This window comes from Gordonia sp. NPDC058843 (assembly GCF_042743165.1).
Lineage (GTDB): Bacteria > Actinomycetota > Actinomycetes > Mycobacteriales > Mycobacteriaceae > Gordonia.
Genome location: NZ_JBHYNC010000036.1, coordinates 1 through 12,131 on the forward strand (window position 1 = coordinate 1; position 12,131 = coordinate 12,131).

Sequence of the window (12,131 nt, forward strand, 5' to 3'; positions counted from 1 at the left end):
TTCGAGGCTCGTCGCTTGCGCTCCTCGCACCTCAGGGAGCAGGGGCTATGCGGTTCTTTCGGATTAGGGACCAGGGGTTATGCGGTTCTTTCGGATTAGGGGACAGAGGTTTGTGGTTCTTTCGGATCAGGTCGCAGGCGGGCGTGTCTCGGTGAGACTCATGTACGGCGAGACGCTGCTGGTGTGCTCGTCGATGCGGAGTGACGCACCCACCGCGGGGAAGGCCCGCTGGGCACAATTGGTCCGTTCGCACACCCGGCAACCGGCGCCGATCGGTGTGACATGGGCCTGCGGTCCGATCTCCAGGCCATCGGAGTAGATGACCCGAGCGGCATGGCGGAGTTCGCATCCCATGCCGATCGCGAAGGTCTTGCCGGGTTGGCCGTAGCGGGTCGCGCGGCGCTCGACGGTTCGCGCAACCCAGAAGTAGTTTCGCCCGTCGGGCATCTCGGCGATCTGGGTGATGATCTTGCCGGGGTAGGCGAACGTCTCGTAGACGTTCCACAGCGGGCAGGTGCCGCCGCTGGAGGAGAAGTGGAAACCGGTGGCGGACTGGCGCTTCGACATGTTCCCCGCGCGGTCCACGCGGACGAACGACCAGGGGATGCCCCGCAGGTTCGGTCTCTGCAGTGTGGAGAGCCGGTGGCAGATCGTCTCGTAGGAGACTGCGTAGAAGGCTGACAGGCGTTCGATGTCGTAGCGGAAATCCTCCGCCGCACCGTGAAACTGACTGTACGGGAGGACGACCGCCGCGGCGAAGTAGTTGGCGAGACCGAGGAGGCCCAGTGCCCGGGCGTCTTCGCTGCTGAAGTTGGCCTCGTCGACCAGTTTGTCCAGAAGATCCTGGTACTCGAGATAGCAGAGCTCGCTGGCGAGTTTGAATGTGCGCTGGCCTGCTGAGAGCGACGCGGAGAACTCGAGGCGCCGCGCCTCGCGATCGAATCTGTGCAGTGTGTAGTCCCCGAGGTCGACGCGGCGCACGATGCTGATTCCGTGGACGCTCTCGATGCGGTTCATGATCTCGCGCCGGATGTCGGCGGAGTGCATGCGCATCCGGGTGGTCATCTCCTCGGCGGCGACGTCCAGCTCGTGAATGTAGTTGCGGCGCTGGTAGAAATAGTCGCGCACCTCTTCGTGTGGCGCGCTGATGGTGCCGCGCATGCTGCGGTCGCCGCGCTCGTCGGTGGCCGCCGCGAGCTGGTCGGTCGCGATCCGGTAGCGCCGGTGCAGGTTCACCATCGCCTGCGCCATGTCGGGGTGCGACGCGACCATCGCGCTGATCCCCTGGGCGTCGAGCGCGCCAGAGGAGGCCTCCAGGTCGTCGTCGAGCAGGGCCTCGCGCAACTCGGCGACCAGGCGGACGTCGTCCTGCGAGTCGAAGAACCCGGCGTCGACGCCGAAGGCCTCGGTGATCTTCGTGAGCACCGACGCCGTCAGCGGCCGGGCGTCGTGTTCGATCTGATTCAGATATGAGGCCGAGATCGACAGGGTCTGTGCGAGAGCGACCTGCGACAGTCCGCGCTCGGAACGCAACTGGCGCAGTCGCGACCCCACAAACGTCCTGCTCATCGTCTTCCTCCCGGACAGGTGCTGCCGCCTCGAGCGTCGTCCCCAGGGTACGGTGACCGCGTGCTTGTCCTCCTCGGCCGACGCCGTTCGCCGGCAGCGTTCGCCGCGTCGGTCGTGGCGGTGTCGCTCGGCGCCGCCGTGCTCACTGCGTGTGCGGGTGACCCCGAGCCCGCGTCGGCTCCACGTGGGCCCGCCGATCTCGTGCTCTCCGCATCGCAGCTACCGTCCGGGTACTCGTCGGCCCCGCTGTCGGTCGCGGATCTCGTCGCGGGGAACCAGGCCGCCTTCGACGCCTCGCGCTCGACGCGCGTCACGCCCGAATACTGCCGGCCCACCTCCGACGCCGCGCTCAACGGAGCGCTGACTGCGGACAACTCGGCGGTACTGGCGGCCCGCGACGGTGCCACGGGCACCCTCGTCGAGGTGGTCACCACCGTATCGCGCGACATCGATGCCGACCGGCTGACCACGACCGGCCGGTGCTCGCGTACGACGACGGAGATCACCACCGGCCACCTCGCAGGTAGTCGGGTGCTCACGGTGTACACCGAACTACCTTCCCCGGACGTCGCCGGCGGCGTGCTGCCCGGGGAGCAGATGCTGGTCACCCGGTCCGACGTCACGACGACCCTCCCCGACGGAGGCGTGCGACGACAGGTCGGGTTCGCCGGGTACGCAGTGCTCGACCGTCCGGCGTCGGGTCCGGTGACGGTGCAGCTGACGGTGTCGGGGATGCCCACCCGTGCCTCGAATCCGCCGACCGCTCCCGTGGAGCCGATCGATCCGGCCTCGTTCTCCGCGCTGTTCGACACTGCCGTCGAGCGCGTCACCGCGCCCTGAGCCTCGCCGGTCACGGTCGGCACCCCTCGTCGCCGTGTGAAGGGTGTCACTCTCGTGTGACCGTCTCGCCCGGCCGGTGTGCGCCCCGGTGCCGGGTCTCGCGTCGAGCGCATCCCTACCCGCGAGTAGAAAATCCCAGTACGGACGTACTTTTTGGCCCAGTGCCCGCGTGGTTTCACAGATCAATATTTGCAAACTTTGCAAAGTGGTGGGGAAAAATAACCCACATTTACATCCGGTAGGGGTTGGACCTGCGGGTTTGTCTTGTGGCACCCTTGCTGCAGGCACCACCGACATCGAGTCAGAGGGTTCGCAAGTTCGGCCGAGAACGACGCCGATTGTGAGTCCAACCCTTGAGCTAGGGCGTCGGCTGTCTGTCAGCAGAGAGGCTCCGGCGGCGCGCCGGGCCGTCGCCCCGATCCGGCCCCCGGTCGGGACGAGCAGGACAACGAAAGCGAAGTAGCCAATGAGCAACGTCGGAAAGCCCCGTACAGCTGCCGAGATCCAGCAGGATTGGGACACCAACCCCCGCTGGAAGGGCATCACCCGCGATTACACCGCTGAGCAGGTCGCCAACCTCCAGGGTTCCGTCGTCGAGGAGAACACCCTCGCCCGCCGCGGTGCCGAGATCCTCTGGGACGGCGTGACCAAGGGTGACGGCAGCTACATCAACGCGCTCGGCGCCCTCACCGGCAACCAGGCCGTGCAGCAGGTGCGTGCCGGCCTGAAGGCCGTGTACCTCTCCGGCTGGCAGGTCGCCGGTGACGCGAACCTCTCCGGTCACACCTACCCCGACCAGTCGCTCTACCCGGCCAACTCGGTGCCGAGCGTCGTGCGTCGCATCAACAACGCGCTGCTGCGCGCCGATGAGATCGCCCGCGTCGAGGGTGACGACACCGTCGACAACTGGGTCGTCCCGATCGTCGCCGACGGCGAGGCCGGCTTCGGTGGCGCCCTCAACGTGTACGAGCTGCAGAAGGCCATGATCGCCGCGGGTGCCGCCGGTACCCACTGGGAGGATCAGCTCGCCTCGGAGAAGAAGTGCGGCCACCTCGGTGGCAAGGTGCTCATCCCCACCCAGCAGCATGTCCGCACCCTGAACTCGGCTCGTCTGGCCGCCGACGTCGCCGGTGTCCCCACCGTCGTCATCGCGCGCACCGACGCCGAGGCCGCCACGCTGATCACCTCCGACGTCGATGACCGCGACAAGCAGTTCGTCACCGGTGAGCGCACCGCAGAGGGCTACTACCACGTGAAGAACGGCATCGAGCCGTGCATCGAGCGTGCGAAGTCCTACGCTCCCTACGCCGACATGATCTGGATGGAGACCGGCACCCCCGATCTCGAGCTGGCACGCAAGTTCGCCGAGGCCGTCAAGTCCGAGTTCCCCGACCAGCTGCTGTCCTACAACTGCAGCCCGTCGTTCAACTGGAGCAAGCACCTCGACGACAGCACCATCGCGAAGTTCCAGAACGAGCTCGGCGCGATGGGCTTCACGTTCCAGTTCATCACCCTCGCCGGCTTCCACTCGCTGAACTACGGCATGTTCGACCTGGCTTACGGCTACGCCCGCGAGCAGATGTCGGCCTTCGTCGACCTGCAGAACCGCGAGTTCAAGGCTGCCGAGGAGCGTGGCTTCACCGCCGTCAAGCACCAGCGCGAGGTCGGCGCAGGCTACTTCGACAACATCGCCACCACCGTCGACCCCAACACGTCCACCGCGGCGCTCAAGGGCTCGACCGAAGAAGGGCAGTTCCACTAGGAACTTGACCGCCACTCCGTGATCTTGGCGAACCAGGCAGGCGGTCCGCGGCTCTCGCTGCGGGCCGCCTGTTGGCGTATCCCGGGCCTGGTTCGTACCCGGGGAGTTACCCGTGTTCTTGCGAAATCAGTTGTCGCCTAGAACTTTTGCACCTGAGGAGCGACATGACAAGCCAGAAGATCTCTCGGGTCGGAGTGGTCGGGGCTGGGCAGATGGGTGCCGGCATCGCCGAGGTCTGTGCTCGGGCCCACTCCGACGTGCTTGTCTACGAATTCACTCGCGAACTCGCAGCCGCCGGTCGTGATCGCGTACTCCAATCGCTCGATCGCGGTGTGTCCAGTGGCAAACTGACCGAACGGGAGCGCGACCAGGCATCGCTGCGTCTCCACTTCACCTCGGATCTGGAGGATTTCGCCGACCGTCAACTCGTGTGCGAGGCCGTGGTCGAGGACGAGGTGGTCAAGACCGAGATCTTCACCCAACTGGACAAGGTCGTCACCGACCCCGAGGCCGTCCTGGCGTCGAACACCTCGTCCATCCCGATCATGAAGCTGGGCATGGCAACTCAGAACGCCTCCCGGGTGATCGGCATGCACTTCTTCAATCCTGTCCCGGTGCTCCCACTGGTCGAGCTGGTCACCACCCTGGTGACGAGGCCGGAAGTCGGCGAGCGCGCCGAGACCTTCGCCCACGACGTGCTCGGCAAGCAAGTCGTCCGTTCGGCCGACCGCTCGGGATTCGTCGTGAACGCACTGCTGGTTCCGTATCTGCTCTCGTCCATCCGAATGGTGGAGAGCGGATTTGCGACGGTCGAGGACATCGACAAGGCCATGGTCTTCGGCTGTGCGCACCCGATGGGCCCGCTCAAACTCGCTGATCTCGTCGGGCTCGACACGGTGAAGGCGATCGCCGATCGGATGTACGAGGAGTTCAAGGAACCTCTGTACTCCCCGCCTCCGCTGCTGCTGCGCATGGTCGAGGCAGGGCGGCTCGGCAAGAAGGCCGGCCACGGTTTCTACCGATATGGGTGATCTGACCGGTTCGCGGACCGCACGAGGTGACCTCCGTCACGAGTGTTAGCAAGATGCTTGCATTTGCTAGCACGGCGTGGATACTGGATAGCGGAAACACCAATACCGATGGCGCCGCGGTTCCCTTTTCTCGCGCGGTGCGAGCCAGATCGAATCGGCTTGCAACACCGTACGTTTCGAGGCGACAGGAACCGGATTGCTCCGACATGCGCCCGGCGATAATGCCGAGATAAGCGAGACCGCATGTGCTGCAGCGCGATTGGTGACCCGACCGAAGGAGTCCATCGTGACCACCACCGAACGCAACTATGCTCCCCTCTACGCCGCAGTCGGCGCCGGCGACTACGCCTTCGCCCAGGTCACCGAGAAGCTGACCGAACTGCGTGAGCGCACCGAGGCCGCCGCCGAGACCGCTCAGTCGCGGTTCGACGAGGCCAAGACCCGCATCACGGATCTGCCGGAGACCGCGCAGACGCGCTTCGACGAGGCCAAGACCCGCATCGGCTCGCTGTCCGAAGAGGTCCCCGCCGACCTCGACGAGCTGCGCGGCAAGCTGACCGCCGACGAGCTCAAGCGCCTCACCGATCCGTACGTCGAGAAGGCCTACGGCTTCTACACCTCGCTCGCCGAGCGTGGCGAGGCCACGCTCGAGCGCCTGCGCACCAAGCCGCTCGTCCAGGAGAACCTCACTCGCGCGGAGAAGGTCTACAACGACGCCGTCGACCTCACCGAGGACGCCCTCGGGGTCGTGTCGAGCCAGACCCGCCTCGTGGGTGACCGGGCCGCGAAACTTGCCGGCCGCGTGAGCGAAGAGGTCGAGGACGTCGCCGTCGCGATCGAAGAGGCAGGCAGCAACGTCAAGGAGCAGGCCGACGACGCCGCCAAGGAAATCGACGGCGCCGCAGGCACTGTCGAGGCCAAGGGTCGTGCCGCCAAGTCCTCGCCGGCCAAGAAGGTCGCCGAGGCCAAGGACACCCCCGTGCCGGCCGTGAAGAAGACCGCCGCCAAGCGGGCTCCGGCCAAGAAGGCTCCGGTCAAGAAGCCGACCACCGCGAAGTAATCTCTCGCACAGTCACACACAACGCCCCCGCTTCGGCGGGGGCGTTGTCGTGTGCGGGGTGGAATGCTCGCCGGCGATGGAGGTGCCCGCGGGAGCGTTGTCGAGGGGGCCGGCCTCGTCAGGGCGATCGGATGGTCAGGACCGCCAAGGCGCCGTCGTCGCTGCGGTAGGTGTGGGCGGTGTCGGAGATCCACTGCAGGGATTCGCCCGGTCCGGCCGTGTGTTCCTCACCGGCACGCCCGGCGCGGAGGTGGCCGCTGACCACGTGCACGTGCTCGACGACGCCGGGTCCGTGTGCGGGCGACTCCCTGGTTCCGCCCGGGGTCACGCGCAACCAGAACACCTCGGTGACCGATCCGTCGTCGTGGTGCTCGACATGGAGCAACCGCGCGGCGAGATGGGGGCCGGCGCCCTCGGTGCCGGATTCCTCACCCAGGAGTGCCGACAGGGGCACACCGAGCGGCCCGGCGATGGAGTAGAGCGTGTCGAGGGTGGGATTGCGCTGACCGCCTTCGAGTTCGGACAGTGAACCCTTTCCGATTCGCGCCTCGCGGGCCAGGCCCGACAAGCTCAGGCCGCGTTGCTGCCGGATGGCGGAGATCCGGGCCCCGACGGCTCGTCGTCGATCATCGCCGTGTGTCATCGTGTCGGAACCTGCGCTCGTTCTCGTCTGGTGGATGCGATGCATGCGGGTGTTCTGTTTACGGAACGATACCGATATGCTCGCGGCATGACCAGTCCCGCCTCGTCGACTCGCAGCGAGCCGATCATCGCCGGGGTGGTGACCTCGTTGGTCGGGTTCACCTCCTCGTTCGTTGTGGTGGTGACCGGATTGCGTTCGGTGGGTGCCAGTCCGACCCAGGCCGCGTCGGGTCTGCTCGTGCTGACGGTTCTGTTCGGGCTCGGGTCGATCCTGCTCTCACTGCGCACGCGGCGGCCGGTGACGTTGGCGTGGTCGACGCCCGGAGCCGCACTGCTCGTGTCGGCGGGCGCGTCCTACGACGCCGGGTGGCCGGCGGCGGTCGGCGCGTTCCTGGTGGTCGGGTTGCTGATCCTCGCAACCGGACTGGTGCCGGCGCTCGGCGAGCTGATCGGCCGCATCCCGACGCCGATCGCCCAGGCGATGCTCGCCGGGGTCCTCCTGTCCCTGTGCCTCGCGCCGATGACCTCGCTGTCGGCCCAACCGTGGTCGACCATTCCGATCCTTGTCGTCTGGCTGCTGGCGATCCGGTGGCTCCCACGGTGGGCGCTCCCGCTGGCACTGGTCACGGCCCTGATCGTCATCGGGGTGAACCTGGTCCTCGACGACTACGGCGGCTGGGCGGGCGAATCGTGGTGGCCGCAACTGACCTGGACCACACCGGCTTTCGACGTGACCGCGATCATCGGGCTCGCGGTTCCGCTCTACATCGTCACCATGGCCTCACAGAATGTCCCGGGGGTGGCCGTGCTCAAGTCCTTCGGTTACGAGACGCCGTGGCGTCCGGCGATGTTCGTGACCGGGGCGGGAACCGTACTCGGTGCGCCGTTCGGCGGACACGCGATCAACCTCGCCGCGCTGTCTGCGGCACTGGCCGCGGGTCCGGAGGCGGGCTCCGACCGATCGAGACGGTGGATCGCCGGTGTGGCCACGGGTTCGACGAGTCTCGTGCTCGCGGCGCTGTCGGGCGCGCTGGTCGTCATCACGGCGATCGCACCGGATGGATTGCTCGAAGCCGTTGCGGGACTTGCGCTGTTGACCACCTTCGTGGCGTCGATCCTGGGTGCATTCGAGAAGGCGGAATTCCGGATCCCCGCGGCGTTGGCCTTCGTGACCGCGGCCGCGGGCGTCACGTTCGGGGGCATCGGCGGCGCGTTCTGGGCGCTTGTCGTCGGGCTGGTGGCGCACGGGGTGCTCGGGCGGCGCGATCCTGCTCGTCGTTGAATCCGCTGCGCTCCTCAGGGTGCGGGCTGGTGTTCGCTTCTCGGATCAGGGAGCAGAGATTCAATCGGCGGCGGCGAGTCTCTTCTTCTCGGCCTCGACGTCGAAATCGGCGGGTGGCCAGTCGAGATCGAGACGCGAGAGGGCGTCGATGAGCAGTTCGCATACCGCGAGGCGCGCGAACCACTTGCGGTTCGACGGGATGACGAACCATGGTGCGGCGTCGGAGTCGGTGAGGTCGAAGATCGTTTGATACGCCTGCAGGTAGGCGTCCCAGTGGCCGCGTTCGTCGACGTCGCCCGGGTTGTACTTCCAGTACTTGTCCGGCCTCTCGAGGCGTTCGGCGAGGCGGCTCTTCTGCTCGTCCTTCGACACCACGAGACAGCACTTGACGATCGTGGTCCCGCCTGCCACGAGCTCGGATTCGAACTGGTTGATCAGGGCGTAGCGCTTCTCCCACTCCGACTGGGGGACCAGGTTGTGCACCCGGACCGGCAGGACGTCCTCGTAGTGGGACCTGTCGAAGATCCCGATGCGGCCGGCGGGCGGCAGCGCCCGATGGATGCGCCACAGGAAGTCGTGCTGCAGCTCCTCTTTCGTGGGCTTGCCGAACCCTCTGACCGAGAGGCCCTGCGGGTCCATCAGGCCGCCGACGTGCCGCACGATGCCGCCCTTACCCGCAGTGTCCATGCCCTGCAGCACGAGCAGTACCGAGCGACGATCCCCGGCGCGACCGTTGGCGTACAACAACTCCTGCAGGTCGGCGAGCACCTCGCCCCGCTGCGCGAGGAGTTCGGCACCGGCGGCCTTGTCGCCGGCGAAGCCGGGGGTCGTCTCGGGATCGAAGGCCGCTATCGGTCCGATTGCCCTGGCGCGCAACGCCTCGGCGGCGGTGGTGGACCAACCGGTGCTCATGACGACGTCCTCTCGGATTCGGATTCGGATTCGGGGTCGGGTGCGGGTTCGGCCGGCGGCGGGAAGAGTGGTCCGCCACCGAAGGCCGCGCGGTGTGAATCCGGCGGCGTGCCGTCGTTGTTGACGATCCCGTATCCCGTGCCGAGTTCGGCGGTGACGAGGGTGCGTCCGCTGAGGTCGGACAACCGGGGATCGGCGGCCAGTCGGGAGATGACCCGGCCGACGAACTCCGGGTCCTCGGCGCGGGCGAGTGAGAAGCCGGCGAACTCGTCGAGGCCGAGTGACAGCAACAGTTCGGTGCGGATCAGGCCGAGCCACAACGAGATCGCGCTGACGCCGGTCCCCTGCAGTTCCACCGCCATATCGGCGGCCATCTTGTCCAGGGCGGTCTTGCTCATCCCGTACAGAACCGAATGCAGATGGCCGCGTGAGCCGAACGATGAGATGTTCGTGATGAGACCACTTCCGGCCTCGGTCATCAGGCGGGCAGCGTGCACCGACGCCACGTAGTGCGCCCGCAATCCGACGCTGATCAGGGTGTCCCAGTCGTCGACCGGTCGCCGCCAGAACGGTTCCGCGAAACCGCCGAAGCCCTTCGGCGCGGCCCAGGCATTGTTGACGAGAAGATCGAGTCGGCCTGCGTCCGTGATGATCTCGTCGAACACCGCAGCCACTGCGGCGTCGTCGGTGTGATCGCAGGGCAGTGCGCGGGCGCCGTCGGGCCCCGAACCCTTCCGCGAGGTGACGTACGTCGTCCATCCGTCGTCGACGAGGGCGCGTGCGATTCCGCACCCGACACCGCGGCTGCCGCCGGTCACGAGTGCGACGCGTGTCATCAGACGCTCGGGGTCCCGGAGGCGGGATCGGCCGATGGGTCGAAGAGCGCAGGTGGCGCCGCCAGGAAGGTCTCCCGCGATCCGTTGACCTGCCACACACCCACGACCGCGCTCCAGACCATCATGGTCAGATAATCCACGACTTCGTCGGCGCTCAGGGTGCGTTTGGCCATCCACCAGTCGACGACGTGCTGAATGCCGCCGACGAGTGCATGCGACCACAGTTCGGCGCCGGTGGTGTCGGCGCCGCGTTCGGCCATTCGTATCTGGATGTTGCCCATGACGAGCTGCGTGACCAGTCGCACCGAGTCAGCAGGTGCCGGGGACGAGGTGGGCGAACTGGCGAGAGCGAACCGGTACAGCTGCGGTTCGTCGTCGACGGCGTGCACGTACACCCCGATGATGGTGTGCGTGAGCGTGTACTCGTCGAGGTCGTCGGCGATCGCCTCGGTGAGCCGCGGGTAGATGGTCGTCTCGAAGAAGCGCGCCGTGGTCGCGACCCCGAGGTCGCTCTTGTCGGCGAAGTAGCGATACAGCACGGTCTTGGAGACCCCGATGTGTGCGGCGATCTCGTCCATCCCGACGTCGGCACCCAGGTCACGTACCGCGGCGATGACGCCGTCGGTGAGTTCGGTACGTCGCGCGAGCTTGTGTTTCTCCCAACGCTGTTTGCGGCCGTCCGGCTTGGCGCCGGTCTCCGCGACCGACTCGGTGACCGTGGTCAGGACCTGTTCCAGCCCGCGCGTCACGTTGGCCGCGGCCGCCACTGCTGCGCGCGCGGCTGCGGCGGGATTCGGGCGGTTGGCCATCACGCAGCCAGCGTAGTCGGTCGATGGGTGACACTGGTCCCATGGCATCGACAGTCATCCCGGGAGTCGCCGGTCAGCACGAAGGTCCGCCGGCCAAGGCGTCCTCGCCCGGATTCGGCGCGAACAGCGCCGGCGACGAGGGCAGGCGCAGAGACCTACGCAAGATGAAAGCGGTGGCCACGGGCTTTCTGGTCTTCGCGGCGATCGTCTATCTGTTCACCCGCTACCTCGAACATCGGGACGGCGCCGACGTCGCGGCGTGGGTCGGATACGTCCGGGCGGCCTCCGAAGCCGGAATGGTGGGTGCATTGGCCGACTGGTTCGCGGTGACCGCGCTGTTCCGCCATCCGCTGGGCATCCCGATCCCGCACACCGCGCTGATCCGCAAGAAGAAGGACGACATCGGCGAGCAGTTGGGCGGCTTCATCGAAGAGAACTTCATGACGCCCGACGTGGTGGTCTACCGAGCCGAACAGCTCGACCTGCCTCGGCGGTTGGCGACGTGGGTCGCCGACCCCGACAACGCGCCGCGGGTGAGCGGAGAAGCCGCTCGTGCGATCACGCTCGCCGCGGAGATGCTGCGCGACGAGGACGTCGAACAGCTCATCCAGGCCGCGCTGAAGTGGGCGGCCGAACCGCAGTGGGCGCCGCCCACCGGGCGCATCCTCGAGCAGCTGATCGCCGAGGACCGACTGGAACCGGTCTTCCAGCTGCTGTGTGACCGTGCTCATGAATGGGCGCTGAGCAGTCAGGATCTCGTCGACCGGGTGGTGGACCGCGACGGACCCCAGTGGACGCCGAAGTTCGTCAACAACCTGGTGGGTGACCGGATCTATCGCGAACTCGTCGACTTCACCTACAAGGTGCGGATCGACCCCGATCACGAATTGCGGCGCGCCATGCACGAATTCGTGGAGAAGTTCGCCGACGACCTGCAGAACGACCCCGAGATGATCGCCAAGTTCGAGGCTCTCAAGCTCGAGCTGGTGGGTCGCGACGAGGTGACCGGCGCGGCGTCGACGGCGTGGCAGACCGGCAAGGCGGTCATCGAGGAGATGCTGTCGGACCCGAACAGCACCCTGCGGAACACGTTGTCGGACTCGATCATCCAGCTCGCGGAGCGAATCCGCGACGACCGTCCGCTGCAGGAGAAGATGAACGGCTGGGTGGCGAGGGTCGCGCGCCATGTCGCCGCGAACTACTCGCAGGAGATCATCTCGGTCATCACCGAGACCGTGCGTGGCTGGGACGCCGACGACACCAGTCGCAAGATCGAACTGCAGGTCGGCCGAGACCTGCAGTTCATCCGCATCAACGGCACGGTGGTCGGCGCACTCGCCGGTCTCGTCATCTACTCGACGTCGGTGCTGATCTTCTCCTGACGTGGC

The 12,131-nt window shown here is 66.9% G+C and carries 11 protein-coding genes; 6 read left to right on the top strand and 5 right to left on the bottom strand.

What is annotated here, in order from left to right; genetic code table 11:
* Window positions 1–126: 126 nt before the first annotated feature.
* Window positions 127–1,569 carry an acetate metabolism transcriptional regulator RamB gene (ramB, locus tag ACFW3F_RS19640; RefSeq protein ID WP_388060338.1) on the bottom strand — a complete coding sequence of 481 codons (1,443 nt, stop codon included), beginning with the start codon at window positions 1,567–1,569 and terminating at the stop codon, window positions 127–129.
* A gap of 60 nt (window positions 1,570–1,629) precedes the next feature.
* Here ramB and ACFW3F_RS19645 point away from each other — a divergent pair, with 60 nt between their 5' ends.
* The 4 genes from ACFW3F_RS19645 to ACFW3F_RS19660 all read left to right on the top strand — a co-directional run bounded on the left by ACFW3F_RS19645 (window position 1,630) and on the right by ACFW3F_RS19660 (window position 6,262).
* On the top strand, window positions 1,630–2,409 hold the full coding sequence (locus ACFW3F_RS19645) for a hypothetical protein (protein WP_388060340.1): 780 nt from the start codon (window positions 1,630–1,632) through the stop codon (window positions 2,407–2,409).
* Window positions 2,410–2,875: 466 nt separating this feature from the next.
* Window positions 2,876–4,171, top strand: coding sequence for an isocitrate lyase (gene aceA / locus ACFW3F_RS19650; protein WP_388060342.1), 1,296 nt, complete (start codon window positions 2,876–2,878; stop codon window positions 4,169–4,171).
* 164 nt (window positions 4,172–4,335) lie between these two features.
* Window positions 4,336–5,202, top strand: coding sequence for a 3-hydroxybutyryl-CoA dehydrogenase (locus tag ACFW3F_RS19655; protein ID WP_388060344.1), 867 nt, complete (start codon window positions 4,336–4,338; stop codon window positions 5,200–5,202).
* A 286-nt stretch (window positions 5,203–5,488) separates the two neighbouring features.
* Window positions 5,489–6,262 (top strand): heparin-binding hemagglutinin, encoded by a 774-nt coding sequence (locus ACFW3F_RS19660; RefSeq protein ID WP_388060346.1) that lies wholly within the window; start codon window positions 5,489–5,491, stop codon window positions 6,260–6,262.
* Between the two features lie 118 nt (window positions 6,263–6,380).
* Here ACFW3F_RS19660 and ACFW3F_RS19665 read toward each other — a convergent pair whose 3' ends face one another.
* Entirely contained in the window at window positions 6,381–6,905 is a 525-nt protein-coding gene (locus ACFW3F_RS19665) for a helix-turn-helix domain-containing protein (protein WP_388060348.1), read from the bottom strand.
* Between the two features lie 87 nt (window positions 6,906–6,992).
* Here ACFW3F_RS19665 and ACFW3F_RS19670 point away from each other — a divergent pair, with 87 nt between their 5' ends.
* The gene (locus ACFW3F_RS19670; RefSeq protein WP_388060350.1) at window positions 6,993–8,186 is read left to right on the top strand and encodes a benzoate/H(+) symporter BenE family transporter; all 1,194 of its coding nucleotides are present in this window, start codon (window positions 6,993–6,995) and stop codon (window positions 8,184–8,186) included.
* A 60-nt stretch (window positions 8,187–8,246) separates the two neighbouring features.
* Here the strand turns inward: ACFW3F_RS19670 and ACFW3F_RS19675 are convergent, their stop codons facing one another.
* Genes ACFW3F_RS19675 through ACFW3F_RS19685 form a run of 3 tightly spaced genes read right to left on the bottom strand, consistent with a single transcriptional unit; the run spans window position 8,247 to window position 10,743 of the window.
* A complete protein-coding gene (locus tag ACFW3F_RS19675; protein WP_388060352.1) occupies window positions 8,247–9,098 on the bottom strand; it encodes a polyphosphate kinase 2 family protein in 852 nt (283 codons plus the stop codon).
* Complete coding sequence (locus ACFW3F_RS19680) at window positions 9,095–9,934, bottom strand: SDR family NAD(P)-dependent oxidoreductase (RefSeq protein ID WP_388060354.1); 840 nt, start codon at window positions 9,932–9,934, stop codon at window positions 9,095–9,097. Before ACFW3F_RS19680 ends, ACFW3F_RS19675 begins: the two co-directional genes overlap by 4 nt.
* Window positions 9,934–10,743 (bottom strand): TetR/AcrR family transcriptional regulator, encoded by an 810-nt coding sequence (locus tag ACFW3F_RS19685; RefSeq protein WP_388060422.1) that lies wholly within the window; start codon window positions 10,741–10,743, stop codon window positions 9,934–9,936. The genes ACFW3F_RS19680 and ACFW3F_RS19685 overlap by 1 nt, the downstream gene beginning before the upstream one ends.
* A 41-nt stretch (window positions 10,744–10,784) precedes the next feature.
* On the opposite strand from ACFW3F_RS19685, the gene ACFW3F_RS19690 reads away from it, so the two are divergent.
* The gene (locus ACFW3F_RS19690) at window positions 10,785–12,125 is read left to right on the top strand and encodes a DUF445 domain-containing protein (RefSeq protein ID WP_388060356.1); all 1,341 of its coding nucleotides are present in this window, start codon (window positions 10,785–10,787) and stop codon (window positions 12,123–12,125) included.
* Window positions 12,126–12,131: the final 6 nt, after the last annotated feature.